The following is a 16,646-nucleotide window of genomic DNA, read 5'->3' on the forward strand; positions in this document are numbered from 1 at the left end:
GACAGGAACCGAAGACCCGAAGCCGGCCCACAACTCGAATTCAAACTCACATGAGCAAGCAATGTGCCGGACAGCACTGGGCCTGACCCGAGGATCGTGGCAGGACGGCGACGCTGCCGGCCGGTGGTGCGGGATCGCCGGCGCTGGAACCCTCGGGTCAAGCCCGAGGGTGACGGAACCTGGAATGCTACCGGCCGCATCAGATCCGCTCCCGTACCTGGGCGGAGAGGAACAGGCCCTGCGGCCGCACCAGCAGCACCAGGATCACGATGCCGAAGACGAAGGCGTCGCGATAGGGGCGCAGGTCCAGCGGCAGGGCGGATTGCAGCAGCACGGTGACGATGCCGATGAAGAAGCCGCCCAGCACCGCGCCGGGCAGGCTGCCCATGCCGCCGACGATGGTGGAGACGAAGCCGACCAGCGCCAGCTGCAGCCCCATCACCGGGGTCAGGGAGCCGGTCTGGCTCAGATGCATGGCCGCCACCGCGGCCGCCAGCACGCCGGACATGGCGAAGGCGACGGAGATCACCCGGTCGGCACGGACGCCGAGCAGCCGCGACATGCGGAAGTTGACCGCCGCGGCCCGCATCTCGATGCCGAAATGGGTGCGGGTCAGGAACAGTACCAGGGCGACCAGCAGAAGCACCGTCACCCCCAGGGTCATCAGCTGCAGGGTCGGGATCCGCACCTCGCCGATCAGCAGCGGCGTGCCCAGGATCGACAGGAAGTCGAAGCCCAGCGGCCGCGACCCCCAGATCAGGCGATAGAGGTTCTGCAGCAGGAAGCTGACGGCGAAGCTGGTGACCAGCATCGTGGCGGGGTCGGCGTTGCGCACCGGGCGGAAGGCGATCCGTTCCGTCGACATCGCCAGCACCGCGATCGCCGCCACCATCAGCACGATCGCCAGCGGCACCCACAGGCCGCCCATCACCATCAGCAGGTAGGCGCCCAGCGCGATGAACTCGCCATGGGCGAAATTGATCAGCCGCATGATGCCGAAGATCAGGCCGATCCCCAGGGCGCTCAGGGCATAGAGCGCGCCGACCGACAGGGCGTCGACCAGGATCTGGATCGCCTGGCTCACGGCTGCGCGTCCCCTGTCGCGCGGCGACGCTTGCGATAGCCGAAATAGGCCGCCTCCAGATCCTCCGGCCGGCCCAGGATTTCCGGCGTGCCGCTGCCGGTGATCTCGCCGGTGCGCAGCAGGTAGACCCGGCTCGCCAGGTGGCGCACCCGTACCGGGTTCTGCTCCACCACCAGGATCGTCATGCCGTCGCGCCGCAGGTCGTGCAGGATGCGATAGACCTGCCGCGTGATCAGCGGCGCCAGGCCCAGCGAGGGCTCGTCGAGCAGCAGCAGCCGCGGCCGGCAGAGCAGGGCACGGGCGATCGCCAGCATCTGCTGTTCGCCGCCGGACAGCTTGCCGGCGCGCTGGTGCCGACGCTCCTGCAGGATCGGGAAGGCGGCCATCAGCTCCGCCAGATGGCCCTGCGCGGCGGCGCGGTCGTCGCGCACCGTGGTGCCCAGGCGCAGATTCTCCTCCACGCTCAGCTCGCCGAAGATCTCCCGCCCCTCCGGCACCAGGGCGATGCCCAGGCGCACGATCTCCTCCGGCCGCAGGGTCGTGATCGGCGCGCCGTCCAGCAGAATCTCGCCGCCGGCGGGGCGCACCGCGCCGGCGATCGCCAGCAGCAGCGACGACTTGCCGGCGCCATTCGGGCCGACCACGCCGACCGCCTCGCCGGCGCCGACCTCCAGCGAGACGCCGCGCAGCGCCGCCACCGGGCCGTAACGCACGTCCAGGCCTTCGATCCGCAGCAGGCTCACGGCCGGACCTCCCCGCCAGGGCCGTCGCTGACGGCTTCCTCCGGCGGCAGGTCGTCATCCTCTTCGCCCAGATAGGCGCGGCGCACCTCGGGGTCGTCCGCCACATCCTCCGGCGTGCCGATGGCGATGGTGGCGCCATGGTCGATCACCTGCACCCGTTCGCACAGGCTCATGATCACCGCCATGTTGTGCTCCACCACCAGCACGCCGCACCCGAAGCGGTCGCGGATGCGGCCGATCAGGTCGACCAGCTGCTCGACCTCCTCCGCGTTCATGCCGGCGGCGGGCTCGTCGAGCATCAGGAAGCGCGGCTCCACCGCCAGGGCTCGGGCGACGCCCAGCAGCCGCTCCGCGCTGTAGGGCATGGTTCCGGCCTGCCGGTCGGCATGGGCGGCCAGGCCCAGCCAGTCCAGGATCTCGTCGACCCGGGCATCGCCTGCGGTGCGGCTCTCCGCCTTCACGCAGCGGGCGGCGGCGACATTGTCCCGGACGCTCAGGCCGGCGAACAGGCGCACCGCCTGGAAGGTGCGCGCGACGCCGCGCCGCGCCAGCGCATGGGCCGGGGCACCGGTCATGCGCGTGCCATCGATGCGCAACTCGCCGGAGGACGGCCGCTGGAAGCCGCTGAGGACGTTGATCAGGGTGGACTTGCCGGCGCCGTTCGGGCCGATCAGGCCCAGGATCTCGCCCTGCGCCAGGGTCAGGTCGACCCGGTCGATGGCGACCAGGCCGCCGAACCGGACGGTCACGGCCTCCGCCTGCAGGCCAGCCGCCGCGCTCATGCGGAACGGATCGCGCCGGCACGGCCGGCGGCGCCGTGGAAACAGGCTGTTCGGACCGTCGTCATGGCTGCATTCATGCCGTGCCGCCCCGTCCCCCGCAACCGCCTTCTGGCCAGCGCTTGCCGACCCATGCAGAATACCCGGGTGTTTACGGCTCCTGCCCGGATCGTGCCGGGCCGGGGCATCCATGATGGCGGCGGTCACCGCGGGCCGGGGCCCGTCGCGACTCGAGAGGGAGGCGAAAGATGCGGCATTTGCTGCTGGCAGGCGTTGCGGTCGGGCTGGGGGTCGGCATTGCGGCCGGCGGGGCCGCGGCCGACGACCACGAGCTGGTGGTCGGCGCGGCGATCGCGCAGTCGGGCTTCATGACCCCGTTCGACGGGGTGCCGCTGAAGGGACTGCAGATCGCGGTGGACGAGGTGAATGCCGCGGGCGGCATCGACGGCAAGCCGGTGAAGATCGTCTATGCCGATACCAAGTCGGACCCGGCGCAGGGCGCGAATGCCGCGATCCAGGTGCTGGAGCAGGGCGCCGACATGCTGGTCGTGTCCTGCGACTTCGACATGGGTGCCCCGGCGGCGCTGATCGGCCAGTCCCAGGGGGTGGTGACCTTCTCGCTCTGTGCCGCGGACCCGAAGTTCGGTTCCCAGGGCATCGGCGACTTCGCCTATTCGATGGGCATGTCGACGGTGGGCGAGGGCGTCCTGGCCGCCGAATGGGCGCATGAGCAGGGCTGGCGCAAGGCCTATATCCTGAAGGACACGGTGGTGGAGTACACCAAGTCGCTCGCCGACCATTTCAAGACCCGCTGGGACGCGCTGGACGGCACCGGCATTGTCGGCGAGGACACGGTCAACGGGCTGGCCGACGATTCAGTCGTCAGCCAGATCAGCCGCATGAAGAATGCCGAGGCGCCGGACGTGATCTTCTATTCCGGCGGCGGCGCCGCCGGCGGCAACAAGGTGGTGCGCCAGATCCGCGCCGCCGGTATCGACGCACCGATCCTGGCCGGCGCCGCCTTTGACGGCATCCACTGGATGGACGCGGTGCCCGACCTCTCCAACTTCTACAATCTGAGCTATGCCTCGATCAGCGGCGACGACCCGAATCCGGAGGTCCAGAAGCTGCTGGCGAAGCACAAGGAGAAGTTCGGCGAGCCGCCGGTCAGCGGCCAGTACGTGCTGGGCTATGCCCTGATGGAGGTCTGGAAGAAGGCGATCGAGCAGGCCGGCTCCGCCGACGGCGCGGCGGTGCGCGATGCGCTGGACGGCTTCGACGGCGTGGTGACGATCATGGGCCCGACCAGCTTCTCGCCCGACGTGCACATGCTGCACGACTGGCCGCTGGTGATCCGCAAGGTGACGGGCGGCAAGCCGGAGGCACTGGAGCGCCAGGCACCGTCGGAGATCCCGGAAATTACCTACTGATCGGGATCACCTGCTGAGGCGCACCTGGCGGGGCGCACAACCCTGGTATGCGGCCGGCGGGAAACCGCCGGCCGTATGCTATCCTGGCCGTCAATGACAAGGGCCGGCGGGTCGACCGGCGGCAGAGTGGAGGAAGCCATGAACGTTGGAACAGCGCCCCGCACGGACGCGGCGGGACTGACGGTGACCCCCCTGGCGGACCACACCTTCGGCGCGGTGGTCGAGGGTGTTCGCCTGGCCGCGCCGACGGAGGCGCAGGTCGCCGCCATCAAGGCAGCCTGGCTGGAGCATGCGCTGCTGATCTTCCCCGGCCAGACGGACCTGGACGACGAGGGGCAGATGGCATTCGCGCGGCGCTTCGGCGACCTGGTGCCGGAGCTGGCGGCGGTGCAGATCACCAATGTGCTGCCGGACGGCCGCCTGCGCGAGGCGCCGGACGACGACATGATGAAGATCATCCGCGGCAACATGTTCTGGCACCAGGACAATACCTACATGCCGCTGCAGGCGAAGGGCGCGGTCTTCTCCGCCCGGGTCGTGCCGACGGAAAAGGGCGAGACCGGCTTCGCCGACATGCGCGCCGCCTATGACGCGCTGGACCAGGCAACGAAGGACAGGATCGACGGGCTGAACGCCTACCATTCCCTGGCCTACAGCCAGGCGAAGCTGGGCGAGCAGACCAAGAAGGACGACAGCGAGTATTTCGGCTATGGCCTGGACGTCGCCGACGCGCCGCTGCGGCCGCTGGTGAAGGTGCATCCGGAGACCGGGCGCAAGACCCTGGCGGTCGGCCGCCATGCCTTCGGCATTCCCGGCCTGGAAGAGGCGGAATCGGAAAAGCTGGTGCAGGACCTGATCGATTTCGCGGTCGGCGATCCGGCGCGGGTCTACCTGCACGCCTGGAAAGCCGGCGACGTGGTGTTGTGGGACAATCGCTGCCTGATGCACAAGGCCTGCGCCTGGGACTACACCCAGCCGCGGATCATGGTGCATTCCCGCATCGCCGGCGATCCGGCAACGGAATCCGGCCTGCCGCAGGACAAGGCCGCCTGACAGCCGGCTCGCGCCGCTGCCGGTTGGCAGTGCCAAGGAAATCGGCCAGCATCGCCCGATCGGCCGGCGCCGCCGCGGCAACGCCGGTTTGCCAGCGACCGGCGGGGCGGCATGAACGGCACCACCCTGATCGCCGGCGCGGGCCCGACCGGGCTCGCCGCCGGCCTTGCACTGACCCGGCTGGGTTGCCCGGTGCGCATCGTCGACCGCGGCCCGCCGACCCCACTGACTGAGTCCCGGGCGCTGGCGGTCAATCCGCGGTCGCTGGAGTTGCTGGAGCCGTCCGGCGTCACCGGGCAACTGATGGCCGAGGGCCATCGCATCACCCGGATGCATCTGCACCGCTGGCACAGCGGCCGGACGCGGCTGGTGCAGGAGGTGCCATTCGGCGACCTGCCGCACCGCTTCCCCTTCATGCTGGCGATCCCGCAGGGGCGGGTGGAGGCGGTGCTGGAAGCGGCCCTGGCGGACCAGGGCGTGACGGTGGAACGCGGCACGGAACTGAGCGGCCTGGCCGGACCCGGCCGGCCGCGCGCCACCCTGCACGGGCCCCATGGCGCGGTGGAGGTGCATCCCGAGGCCCTGCTGGCCGCCGACGGCGCGCACAGCACCGCGCGCCATGCGCTGGGGCTCGACTTCCCCGGCTATCGCTACGAGGCGGACTGGCAGCTCGCCGACTATCGCCTGGAGACGGACCTGGCGCCGGATGCCGGCCATGTCGTGCTGCGGCCCGACGGCTTCCTGTTCATGATGCGCTTCGGCGACGGGCTGTGGCGGGCGATGTCGACCAGCCGCGACCTAGACGCGATCCTGCCGGAAGGCTGCCGCATCGAGGCGGAGCAGTGGCGCTCGAGTTTCCGCATCAGCCACCGGGTCGTCGAGCATTTCCAGGTCGGGCAGGTCTACCTGGCTGGCGATGCCGCCCACCTGCATTCGCCGCTGGGCGCCCGCGGCATGAACCTAGGGATCGAGGATGCGACGGTCTTCGCCCACCTGGCCACCGGCGGGCGGCTGGCGCAGTACCATATGCGCCGGCGCAAGGTGGACCGCGCGGTGGTCCGCCAGATCGACCTGCTGACCCGCATCGCCACCGGGGCGTCGCCGCTCTGGCGGCCGGTGCGCGATCTGCTGCTGCCGTCGCTGCTGGGGCTGAAGCCGGTGCAGCGCCTGGCACGGCGCCGGGCCACGGGGCTCAGCCCCAGCGGCGGGTGGGACTGAGCACGGCCTGCCTCAGTCCGACCCGCGGTGCAGCATCTCGATCACCTCGTCCACATTCCGCACGTCGCCCATCGTGTCCAGGAAGTTGGCCAGGGCGGCATTGTGCTCGCGGTCGCTGCGGCCGGCATTGGCGTCGGCGACGAAGACCGTCTTGAAGTCCAGGGCCGCCGCCTCCCGCGCGGTGCAGTCGCAGCAGACATTGGTGATCGTGCCGGCGACCAGAACGGTGTCGATACCGGCGTCGCGCAGCTGCCGCTCCAGCCGGCCGCGACTGCCCAGGAAGGCGCCGAAGCGGTTCTTGGAAACCTCCCAGTCCTCCGGCAGGCGCTCCAGCTCCGGCCAGATCCGGTGTCCGGCCGCGCCCATGGTCAGCCCGTCGCGGAAGCTCTTCGCCCGCTCCGGGCCCAGCATATGGTCGAAAAGGTTGGTCCAGCGGTCGTCCGGGTCGGGACCGTAGGTGGAGACGATCCAGACCACCCGGCCGCCGGCCGCCCGCAGGGCGGAGGCCAGCCGGTTCACGTCGGGCACGATCTCCCGCGCCATGGCGACCCCGCCGGTGCCGTCCGCGCCCGGGTCCAGGAAGGCGACCTGCAGGTCGACGACCAGCAGCGCCGTCTTCGCCGGCTCCAGCCGGTCGTAGACATTCAGCCGCCCGCGACGGCCGATGATCCGGTCGGCGACGTCCTGCGGCAGCTCGAAGGGGTGGGGCATCGGCCGGCTCCTTGCACGCCCGGCCGGTCAGGGTCCGGGCGGGCAGGTCCCCGATTGTGCAATGCGGGACGGCGATGGCAAGCGCATCGCCGTCCCGGCCGGCCCGCCTCAGTCGCCGGCGAGGGCGTTGCACTCCACCTCGATCGCCGCGCCCAGCGGGATCTCGGGCACGATGATGGTGGAGCGGGTCGGCGGCGCCTTCGGGAAGACCTCGGTATAGACCGCGTTCATCTTGGGGAAGTCGTCGATGTCCGAAAGGAGCACGACGCACTTCACCGTCCTGTCGAGCGCGCTGCCGGCCGTCTCCAGCATTTCCTTCACATAGGCGAAGGCCTGCCGCGCCTCCGCCTCGACGCCGCCCGGCACCAGCTCCTTCTTGCCGCGGACATTGCCGAGCACGCCACCGACATAGACAACTCCACCGGCACGCACCGCACCGGAATAGGGCAGCCCCTCCATAGAAGGCGAGGGATAGGCGGCGATGTCTGCCGCCGATGCCGCTGGTGCCGCGGCCGTTGTGGCGACGGCGAGCATGGCAGCGGCGCATAGCGGCGCGCCGACGGAACGGAGCGGTGTCCTGGTCATGGGTTCCTCCTGCAGGTCGTTGGGGGGCCTCTGGCTGTCAGGCATGCGCCGCCAGGCCCGCAGCGGCGTCATGGTGGCGGGTCCGGCGCTGCCAGAACGGTGCCCCGGCGAAGCGGCTCTCCGCCAAGTGGATGCGTTGCCGGTCGATGCGGTAGCGCTCGACCCCCCGCAGGACGCGGTCCGCATAGGCGGGCAGCGCCGCCGGGTCGCCGTCCTGCGCGCGGCACAGCGCCCGCGCGGCCTCGATCCCGGTCCACAGGGCCGTGGTCATGCCATGGGCGGAAAGCGGGTCCAAGGCGGCGGCGGCGTCGCCGACGGCCATCCAGCCGGGGCCCGCGGCCTGGTCCAGCCAGGCGGTTCCGGCGCCGGTGAGCTGCGGCGGGCCGCCGATCTCCAAGCCGCCCGTCTCCACCCAGCGCGCGATGTAGCGGCTCTCCGCGATCATCCGCCGCCAGGCCGCAGGGTCGCGTGCCAGGCCGGCGGGCATGAGGTCGGGGTCGGAATAGAAATTGACCGCCAGCCGCCGGTCGGCCAGCAGGGTGGCGTACCACCAGCCGTCGCGGACCGCTTCCACCAGGGTGGCCGGAGTCGGGTCGATCCCGTCGTCGGTCTGCTCGAGGAAGGCATAGGCCGCAATCAGACGGTCGGCCCGCTTCTGCGCGGCGAGCCGGCGCCCGATCGCGGCCGCCCGGCCGGTGGCATCGACCAGGAAGCCGGCCCGGAGCCGCTGACCGCCCGAAGTCTCGACCTGCCAGTGGCCATCGGCGCGGGCGAAATCGGCAAGGCTGTCGTCGATGAGGCGGACTTCCGGGCGGCATCCGGCAGCGGCGGCCAGGTCCGCTTCCAGCCGGCCGCGGTCGATGACATGGCCCATGCCGCCGGGCCGGGCGATGGCGCTGCTTTCCAGCAGGGCATCGCTGCCCCAGGCGGTAAAGCTGACCGCTGCCCGCCGGTGGGCGGGGTGGTCGAGCAGATGCGCCAGGCCCAGCCTGGCCAGAAGCGGCACCGCCGCGGCGGCGAGGCTCTCGCCCGGCCGTGCGGCGTCCGGCAAAGGCGGGGCGAGCCAGGTGACGGCCCGGCCGGCCTTGGCCAGGGCCAGACAGCAGGCCGCACCGGCGATGCCGCCGCCAGCGACCGCGATCACGGCGTCGGGATCGCTGCCGCCGGGGTCCGAGATGGCCGCTGCCGACATGGCCTGATCAGGGCAGCTGCCCGTGCTCCGGGGTCCAGTCGAAGCGGGTCTCCACCTGACCGCGGCCCGTCTCCACATACAGGTCCTGCGGGATCGCGTCCGGCCGCCCCGGGTCGGTCGGGCCGGGGCGTTTCACCACGAAGCCCATCTGCTGCCAGATGGTGATCATCCGCTCGATCCCGTCCCAGTAGCTGGCATTCGCGTGGTAGCCGATGCCCGGTACGCCGCGCGCCCACCATACCCGGTTCTCGTAGAACTTCACCCGCTCGCCGGCGGAGAGGTCGGTGCGCATCAGCTGCGCGTAGAAATCCTCAGGCAGCACGTCGACCGGCAGCAGCGCCGGCCACCAGACCGGGACCGGGAAATCGTCCTGCATCGCCACCCGCTGGCAGGAGAAGGCGTCGGGCTGCCAGGGCAGGCCCATCCAGCGGGTCAGGTCGCCGGGCATCTGCGGCCCGATCGGCGGCACGCCGCCGGGGCCGCCGGTCGTCGCCGCCCGGAAGTCGAGCACCCGGCCGACATCCTGCACCAGCGAGGGGCGGTTGCCGCGGGCGATACGGAACGGCTTCGCGGCGGGGTTGGTGTGGCGGGCATAGAGCGGCGCCAGGCGCAGGTAGTAGGACAGCTCCACCCCGGGATGGAAGGCGCCGCCGGAACAGGGCTCCAGCGCCGCCTCCGTCAGGGCTGCGGGCTGCTGCGCCGCGGGCAGGTCCTCCAGGCGCTGCACCGCGTCGAGCGCGGCATCCTCGAAATCGTCGACGAAAGCGCCATCGGCCCAGAGCCGCAGCCGCTCGTACTGCAGCTTGGGGAACTGGAACCACTGCAGCGGGCTGCCGTTATGGTCGACCCCGTCGCCCGGCATCATCGGCAGCTTCAGATGCTCCTCCCGCGCGGCGGTGTCGGACATGTTGTAGGGGTTGCGGAACTTCGCGAAGACGTCCTGACGGAACGTCCTGTTCCCGGCGCCGGGGTCGGCCAGGCGGGCGAGATAGGCGGGATCGGAAAAATCGCCAACGTTCAGCCAGCCCTTGCGCAGGTTGGCTGCGGCGGAGACCCATTCCATCAGCGCCAGCCGGCGGAAAGCCGGATAGATGTCGCGGCGGAACGACAGCGGCGGTGTCGGTGCTGCGGTCCAGCCCTGCTCCCAGTTCAGGCTGTCGATCACGTCGTAGAGGGTGCTGATCGGCGGAATTTCGGGCGCGAAGTTCGGGCCGACGCAGGCGATCCAGGCGCCGTCCGCCTGCAGGACCCGACCGTCGGGCAGGGTGACCGTGGCGTCGACCGGGCCGTCGCACCAGTCGTCGTACCAGCCGTCATTGTCGGCGAAGCTGGTGATCGGCGCGCCGCGCGGGGAATCCGAAACGCCGTTTGCCGGCACCACCAGCAGGCGGCCAGCATCGTCGGTGCGGAGCTCCCCCAGGGCGACGTCGATCTCCGCCCAGAAGCGGCCGACCATCGCATGCGCGCGACTGCCCCCCTCCCAGTTGACCGACGTGCCGCCGATCCCGACCGGACCGGGGTCGATCACCAGCATCCGTTCGCGCTGTGTCTGCCTGTGAAAGTACTGGTTGCGCATCTTGCCGGGCAGGCCGGGTGCATGCTCGGCATTGTCCAGCGGGTTGTAGAAGCCGTACCAGGCGGCCTTCGTGTTGGCGACATGGACCCGCCAGTCGATTTTGGCATCGGCGGCGGTCAGTTCGCCGATCACCCGGTCCTCCGCGTCGAAGGCGTAGATGCGGAAGCGCTGCACCTGCTTCTTGATCAGCGCCGTGCCGTCCTTGAAGCCCCCTTCGGGGCGGGCCGGTATGCCGGGCAGCTCCGGTGCGTAGAACCATTTGTCGCTGCCGCCGACCCGGCTGATGCCGATCGCGGGGTGGATGCCGACGCGGGCGATCGCCGCGCCGGCCGGCGCGGCCTCTGCCGCCGCGGCCGGCGCGACCGCGAGCTTGGAGAGGAACGGGAAGCCCGCGCCGGCCAGCCCGGCGGCAGCCCCCATGCCGGCGAGGAAGTCGCGCCGGCGGATGCCCTGGTTGGTTGCGGTCGTTCGACCTGTCCTCATGGCGGTTTGCCTCCCGGTGCCTGCCCTGCAGGACGGCAGCCCGGGGGCATGGCGTCCGGCAGGTTGGTGCCGTATCTTGTGCCCGCCGATTGTGGCGGCGGCTGCGCGGCACTGCCTGCCGGGCGTCCGCAGATCCATGCAGAACGTCCGCAAGGCTTTCCGAGGCGGCCATCCTGCGGGAAGAGGGGGTGCCAGGATCGTCGCGGGCAGGGCGGGTCTGCAGGACCCGTCCGGATGTCGGCGGGGGAGGAGGATGCCGGAGCTTCCTGGAACGGTTGATCCGCCGGGCGACGATCCGGTGCCGCATGCTCATTTCCGCCTGGGCGATGCCCCCAGCCGCCAACGCTACGAACTCTGGCGTGACAGCATCTCCTGCATCTTCGAGGTGGAGGCGCCGCCGGACCTTCGCGCCGGCGGCGATTTCAGCGCCGAGATCGAGGCAAGCGTCTTCGATTCCATCATGCTGGCCCGCACCCGGACCCTGGAGCAGCGCTGGCACCGCACCCCGGCCCTGATGGCGCGCGACGGAATGGATCACTACATGATCCAGCTCTACGAGCATGGCGACATGCTCTGGGAGGCGCGGGACGGCGCCCGCTCCTTCCCGACGGATGGGCTGGTGGTGTTCGACCTGGCACAGCAGGTGAAGACCCGGACGAACAACTTCGCCAACCTCTCGCTGTTCATCCCGCGGATCATGCTGGAGGAGCATCTGAAATCCTCCGGCGACCAGCACCTGCGCGTCCTTACCGGCCGGGAGCCGATGGTGCAGCTCCTGCGCGACCACATGCTGTCGCTGAAGCGCCTGGCGCCGCGCATCTCCGCCCGCCAGGCGGTGGCGATCGCGCCGGCGACCGTGGGTCTGGCGGCGGCCTGTCTGAACGCTGCCGTCTCGCCCGACGATCCGCGGCAATCCTCAGGCGTCGCGATGGCCCGCACCAGCGCGGTCAAGCGTTTCATAGAACTGCACCTGGACGACCCGCGGCTTTCGGCCGACCGGATCGCCCGCCAGGCCGGCATGTCGCGCTCCAAGCTGTACGAACTGTTCGAGGCCTATGGCGGCGTGGCGCGCTATGTCCGCCACCGGCGGTTGCGGCGGGCGCTGCTGGCGCTGACCGACCGCACCCATGCGCACTGCACCATCTACGAGATCGCGCTGATGGTCGGCTACGAGAACGACGCCGCCTTCATCCGGGCGTTCCGCAACCGCTACGGCGTCACCCCGCTCGACGTGCGCATGGCCGGTGGCATTCCGGCGGAGGCACAGCGCCGGACCGCCGGCATCGACCGCCGGCACGAGGCCTGGGTGCATCATCTGGGGCTCTGATGCACCGGCCCATGGGTGGCCCGACCGGGGCCAGCACGACCGGAGCCAGCACGACCGGAGCCAGGATGGACCGGAGGGGTGCAGGCTACAGCGCTGCCGCCGCCGCCCGGCCGCTGGCCCAGGCCCATTGGAAATTGTAGCCGCCCAGCCAACCGGTCACGTCCACCGCCTCGCCGATGCAGAACAGGCCCGGCAGGTGGCGGGCTTCCATCGTCTTCGACGACAGGCCCGCCGTGGCGATGCCGCCGGCGGTGACCTCCGCCTTCGCGAAGCCCTCGGTGCCAGTCGGCGCGAAGGGCCAGCCCGCCAGCCGGCGCTCCGCCGCGTCGAGTTTCCGGTTGGCGAGATTGCCCAGGTCGCCGGCCAGGTCCAGCCGTTCCGCCAGCACCTCGGCCAGGCGGGCGGGCAGGCGGTGGCCCAGCACGGTCTTCAGGTGCGCCCGCGGCTGTTCCGCCTTGCACGCGCGCAGCCAGCCGGCCGCCTCGTCCGGCAGCAAGTCGATCTCGATGCCTGCGCCCGGCCGCCAGTAGGAGGAGAGCTGCAGGATCGCCGGGCCGCTGAGGCCCTTGTGGGTGAACAGGGCCGCCTCGCGGAAGCGGGCCTTGCCGCAGCGCGCCTCCACCGGGGTGGCGACACCGGACAGGGTGCGGAACATCGCCTCTTCCGGCCCCAGGGTCAGCGGCACCAAAGCGGGGCGGGGCTCAACGACCTTCAGGCCGAAGCGCCGTGCCAGGTCGTAGGCGAAGCCGGTGGCGCCCATCTTCGGGATCGACGGTCCGCCGGTGGCGATCACCAGGGCGGGTGCCTCGGCGCTGCGGCTGCCGAAGGCGATGCGGAAGCGGCCGTCCGCATGCTCGACCAATCGTGCGGCGGCGCCCAGGCTGTGTGTCACCGCCCCGCCGGCGCCGGCCGCACGGTCGCATTCCGCCAGCAGCATGGCGACGATCTGCCGGGCGGAGCCGTCGCAGAACAGCTGCCCCAGGGTCTTTTCGTGCCAGGCGATGCGGTGGCTGTCGACCAGGGCGATGAAATCCTCCGGCCGGTAGCGGCTGAGCGCGGACTTGGCGAAATGCGGGTTGGCCGACAGGAAGCGTTCAGCCGGCGCTTCCCGATTGGTGAAGTTGCAGCGGCCGCCGCCGGAAATCAGGATCTTCTTGCCCGGCGCCTCGGCATGGTCCAGCAGCAGCACCCGACGGCCGCGCTGGCCGGCCGTGGCGGCGCACATCAGCCCCGCCGCGCCGGCACCCAGGACGATCGCGTCGTACCGTTCGGGGACGGCCATCTTCCGAATAACCCGGCGCCGGTCAGTCGCGGCCGGCGATCATGCGGCTGCCATGGTCGTAGAGGCCGGTGACCAGCCCCAGCATCCGGGTCGCCTCCGCCAGCTGCGTGTCGAAGGCGGGCATCGCCGCGGTCGGGTCCATCAGCATCTCCCGCCGGCGGGCGACCAGGTCCTCGGTCAGGGCGCGGCCCTTCTCCGTCACCCGGTAGGCGGTCTCCCGCGGGGCGGCGCCGGGCACCTTTTCCACCAGGTCCGCCTTGATCAGCTTGCGCAGCGAATACTGGATGTTGGCGGTGTCGTCGCGGTTCGCGAACCGCGACAGGTCGCCGATGCCGCGCGGCCGGCCGGCGGTCATCAGCAGCTGCAGGATCACATTGTCCTGGCCGGAGAGATTATGGTCCCGCGCCGCCGGTCCCATGATCGCCGCGGCGAAGCGGTAGAAGCCCTCCGCCGCGCAGATCAGCGCCTGCTCGAAATCCGTGATCGCCTGTTCGTGCGGCGTCCGCGCCAGATGCGCCGGCTCCTTCCGCAGGCGGTGCCCGTCGCGTTTCTCGACATCGTTCCGCACCTCCGTCTGGGTCGCTTCGCTCACGTCCGGCTCCGTTTGACAGGGTGAAATTACAAGGTAAATTACAACGTAGATTTCGATATGGCAAACGCGCGGCGGCCTGTCCCGCCGCAGGGCAGCCGGGAGCGGAGGGCGAAGCGATGAAGGTGAACGTGATCGGCGGCGGGCCGGGCGGGCTGTTCTACGCGATCCTGCACAGGAAGGCGCATCCGACGGACGAGGTGACGGTCTACGAGCGCAACCGCCCCGACGACACCTTCGGCTTCGGCGTCGTTCTGTCCGCTGCCACCCTGGGCAATGTCTATGCCGCGGATCAGGAGACCTATGTCAATATCGAGCGGGCCTTCGCCTACTGGGACGACATCTACACCCACTTCCGCGGCCATGTGCTGAAGTCGGCCGGCCATGCCTTTTCCGGCGTCTCGCGGCTGAAGCTGCTGCAGATCCTGCAGGCCCGCGCGCAGGAACTCGGCGTCGCGATCCACTACGAGCATGACGTGGCGGACCTGGCCCCCTATCTGGAGGCCGACCTGGTGGTTGCCGCGGACGGCATCAATTCGCGCGTGCGGGAGGGCTGGAAGGAGCATTTCCGGCCGCATACCGACCTGCGGCCCAACAAGTTCACCTGGCTGGGCGCGGAGATGACCCTTCCGGGCTTCACCTACGTCTTCAAGCACAACGCGCACGGCATCTGGACGGCGCATGCCTACCAGTACGAGCCGGGTATGTGCACCGTGGTGGCGGAGACCACGGATGCGGCCTTTGCCGCCGCCGGGCTGGAGGTCGAGAACGAGGCAAAGACCGTCGCCTATCTGGACGAGGTCTTCGCGGACGAATTCGGCCGCGGCAAGCTGGTCACCAACCGGTCCTACTGGCGCAACTTCCCGATGATGCGGCTGGACAGCTGGGTGAAGGACAATGTCGTCCTGCTGGGCGATGCCGCCCATACCGCGCATTTTTCCATCGGGTCCGGCACCAAGCTGGCGATGGAGAGCGCGATCGCGCTTGCCGCGGAGGTCGACGCACATTACGGCGACGTCCCCAAGGCCCTGGCCGCCTACGACGTGAACCGCCGCGACGAGGTAGAGCGCACCCAGCACGCTGCCGATGTCAGCCTGGTCTGGTTCGAGAACGTGAAGCGGCTGTGGGACGTGGACCCGGTGCAGTTCAACTTCTCGCTGCTGTCGCGGTCGAAGCAGATCACCTACGAGAACCTGCGCGAGCGCGACCCCGCCGTCGTGGCGGAAGTCGACCGCTGGTACACCGCGAAGGTCGCGGCGGAGCAGAAGCTGATCGCGCCGGAACCGCCGGTGCCGCCGATGTTCACGCCGTTCCGCCTGCGCGACATGACCCTGGGCAACCGGGTCGTGGTCTCCCCCATGTGCCAGTATTCCGCCGCCGATGGCATGCCGAACGACTGGCACCTGATGCATCTGGGCGCGCGTGCCGTCGGCGGCGCCGGCCTGGTGGTGACGGAGATGACCTGCGTGGCCGAGGATGCGCGGATCAGCCCCGGCTGTGCCGGCATCTGGACCGAGGGCCAGGCCGCACAGTGGCGCCGCATCGTCGATTTCGTGCACACCCACAGCCAGGCGAAGATCGCGATGCAGATCGGCCATGCCGGCCGCAAGGGCTCCACCCAGCTGGGCTGGGACCGGATCGACCATCCGCTGCCCGACGGCAACTGGCCGATCTGTTCCGCCTCCGCGCTGCCCTACTATCCTGGCGAGAGCCAGGTGCCGAAGGAGATGGACGAGGCCGACATGGCGCGGGTGACGGCGCAGTTCGTCGCCGCCGCCAAGGCCGCGCTGGCCTGCGGCTTCGACATGCTGGAGCTGCACATGGCGCACGGCTATCTGCTGGCCAGCTTCATCTCGCCGCTGACCAACCGGCGGACCGACGGCTATGGCGGCGGGCTGGAGGCGCGCATGCGCTATCCGCTGCAGGTGCTGGACGCGGTCCGCGCCGCCTGGCCGGAGGAGAAGCCGCTGTCGGTGCGGATTTCCGCCACCGACTGGGCAGAGGGCGGGCTGGAAGGCCCGGACGCGGTGGAGATCGCGAAAATGCTGAAGGCCCATGGCGTGGACCTGGTCGATGTCTCCACCGGCCAGACCGATCCGGCGTCGAAGCCGTTCTATGGCCGCATGTACCAGACCCCGTTCGCGGAGGCGATCCGGCTGGAGGCGGACATCGCCACGATGGCGGTCGGCGCCATCACCACCGCCGACCAGGTGAATACCATCGTCGCGTCGGGTCGCGCCGACCTCTGCGCCCTGGCCCGGCCGCACCTGACCAACCCGCATTTCACCCTGCAGGCCGCCGCCGAATACGGCATCTCTACCCAGCCATGGCCGAAGCAGTACATGCCCGGCAAGCAGCAGGCGGAGAGCCTGGCGGCGCGGGCGAAGCAGGATGCGGCCGCGCGCGCGGTGAAGCCGCCGCCGATGCGGCCCGCCGCCGTCGCCGCCGGCCGCAGCCGGCAGGAGGCGGCGGAATAGCCGCACCGGCGGGCGACAACCGGTTACACTGTCAGCGTTTCGGCTCTAAGGTCAGGGTCTTGCCGCGCGGCCGTCCGAGAGACGGCCGCGCGTGAAGCCGTTGCATCGGGGAGACGG

14 protein-coding genes are annotated in these 16,646 nt (G+C 70.5%); 5 read left to right on the forward strand and 9 right to left on the reverse strand.

The features are described 5' to 3' along the window. Positions 1 to 199 precede the first annotated feature (199 nt). From ACFOGJ_RS19840 to ACFOGJ_RS19850, 3 genes are read right to left on the reverse strand one after another with little or no spacing between them, the layout of a single operon-like run. Complete coding sequence (locus tag ACFOGJ_RS19840; protein ID WP_379903791.1) at positions 200 to 1,084, reverse strand: branched-chain amino acid ABC transporter permease; 885 nt, start codon at positions 1,082 to 1,084, stop codon at positions 200 to 202. Beyond that, the gene (locus ACFOGJ_RS19845; RefSeq protein ID WP_379903793.1) at positions 1,081 to 1,827 is read right to left on the reverse strand and encodes an ABC transporter ATP-binding protein; all 747 of its coding nucleotides are present in this window, start codon (positions 1,825 to 1,827) and stop codon (positions 1,081 to 1,083) included. The genes ACFOGJ_RS19840 and ACFOGJ_RS19845 overlap by 4 nt, the downstream gene beginning before the upstream one ends. Next, positions 1,824 to 2,609 carry an ABC transporter ATP-binding protein gene (locus ACFOGJ_RS19850; RefSeq protein WP_379903794.1) on the reverse strand — a complete coding sequence of 262 codons (786 nt, stop codon included), beginning with the start codon at positions 2,607 to 2,609 and terminating at the stop codon, positions 1,824 to 1,826. Before ACFOGJ_RS19850 ends, ACFOGJ_RS19845 begins: the two co-directional genes overlap by 4 nt. A gap of 245 nt (positions 2,610 to 2,854) precedes the next feature. Between ACFOGJ_RS19850 and ACFOGJ_RS19855 the strand changes: the two genes are divergently transcribed. The 3 genes from ACFOGJ_RS19855 to ACFOGJ_RS19865 all read left to right on the forward strand — a co-directional run bounded on the left by ACFOGJ_RS19855 (position 2,855) and on the right by ACFOGJ_RS19865 (position 6,307). Next, on the forward strand, positions 2,855 to 4,036 hold the full coding sequence (locus ACFOGJ_RS19855) for an ABC transporter substrate-binding protein (protein ID WP_379903796.1): 1,182 nt from the start codon (positions 2,855 to 2,857) through the stop codon (positions 4,034 to 4,036). 138 nt (positions 4,037 to 4,174) lie between these two features. Beyond that, the gene (locus ACFOGJ_RS19860; RefSeq protein ID WP_379903798.1) at positions 4,175 to 5,089 is read left to right on the forward strand and encodes a TauD/TfdA dioxygenase family protein; all 915 of its coding nucleotides are present in this window, start codon (positions 4,175 to 4,177) and stop codon (positions 5,087 to 5,089) included. 111 nt (positions 5,090 to 5,200) lie between these two features. After that, on the forward strand, positions 5,201 to 6,307 hold the full coding sequence (locus tag ACFOGJ_RS19865) for an FAD-dependent oxidoreductase (RefSeq protein WP_379903799.1): 1,107 nt from the start codon (positions 5,201 to 5,203) through the stop codon (positions 6,305 to 6,307). A gap of 12 nt (positions 6,308 to 6,319) precedes the next feature. Here ACFOGJ_RS19865 and ACFOGJ_RS19870 read toward each other — a convergent pair whose 3' ends face one another. The 4 genes from ACFOGJ_RS19870 to goxA all read right to left on the reverse strand — a co-directional run bounded on the left by ACFOGJ_RS19870 (position 6,320) and on the right by goxA (position 10,854). Continuing rightward, complete coding sequence (locus ACFOGJ_RS19870; RefSeq protein WP_379903801.1) at positions 6,320 to 7,018, reverse strand: isochorismatase family protein; 699 nt, start codon at positions 7,016 to 7,018, stop codon at positions 6,320 to 6,322. 108 nt (positions 7,019 to 7,126) lie between these two features. After that, positions 7,127 to 7,603 (reverse strand): RidA family protein, encoded by a 477-nt coding sequence (locus tag ACFOGJ_RS19875; protein ID WP_379903803.1) that lies wholly within the window; start codon positions 7,601 to 7,603, stop codon positions 7,127 to 7,129. A 37-nt stretch (positions 7,604 to 7,640) separates the two neighbouring features. After that, entirely contained in the window at positions 7,641 to 8,795 is a 1,155-nt protein-coding gene (goxB, locus tag ACFOGJ_RS19880) for a glycine oxidase maturase GoxB (RefSeq protein ID WP_379903805.1), read from the reverse strand. A gap of 7 nt (positions 8,796 to 8,802) precedes the next feature. After that, the gene (gene goxA / locus ACFOGJ_RS19885) at positions 8,803 to 10,854 is read right to left on the reverse strand and encodes a CTQ-dependent glycine oxidase GoxA (RefSeq protein ID WP_379903807.1); all 2,052 of its coding nucleotides are present in this window, start codon (positions 10,852 to 10,854) and stop codon (positions 8,803 to 8,805) included. A gap of 253 nt (positions 10,855 to 11,107) precedes the next feature. On the opposite strand from goxA, the gene ACFOGJ_RS19890 reads away from it, so the two are divergent. Further along, positions 11,108 to 12,181, forward strand: a complete 1,074-nt coding sequence (locus ACFOGJ_RS19890) for a helix-turn-helix domain-containing protein (protein ID WP_379903809.1) — start codon at positions 11,108 to 11,110, stop codon at positions 12,179 to 12,181. Between the two features lie 85 nt (positions 12,182 to 12,266). On the opposite strand, the gene ACFOGJ_RS19895 is transcribed toward ACFOGJ_RS19890, so the two are convergent. Together ACFOGJ_RS19895 and ACFOGJ_RS19900 are read right to left on the reverse strand one after the other, a co-directional pair. Further along, positions 12,267 to 13,463 (reverse strand): BaiN/RdsA family NAD(P)/FAD-dependent oxidoreductase, encoded by a 1,197-nt coding sequence (locus ACFOGJ_RS19895; protein WP_379903811.1) that lies wholly within the window; start codon positions 13,461 to 13,463, stop codon positions 12,267 to 12,269. Between the two features lie 22 nt (positions 13,464 to 13,485). Then, entirely contained in the window at positions 13,486 to 14,055 is a 570-nt protein-coding gene (locus tag ACFOGJ_RS19900; protein WP_379903813.1) for a winged helix DNA-binding protein, read from the reverse strand. A 116-nt stretch (positions 14,056 to 14,171) separates the two neighbouring features. Between ACFOGJ_RS19900 and ACFOGJ_RS19905 the strand changes: the two genes are divergently transcribed. Then, a complete protein-coding gene (locus ACFOGJ_RS19905; RefSeq protein WP_379903815.1) occupies positions 14,172 to 16,529 on the forward strand; it encodes a bifunctional salicylyl-CoA 5-hydroxylase/oxidoreductase in 2,358 nt (785 codons plus the stop codon). Positions 16,530 to 16,646: the final 117 nt, after the last annotated feature.

The organism is Marinibaculum pumilum, from assembly GCF_042646425.1.
In the GTDB taxonomy this organism is placed as follows: Bacteria; Pseudomonadota; Alphaproteobacteria; order Ferrovibrionales; family Ferrovibrionaceae; genus Marinibaculum; species Marinibaculum pumilum.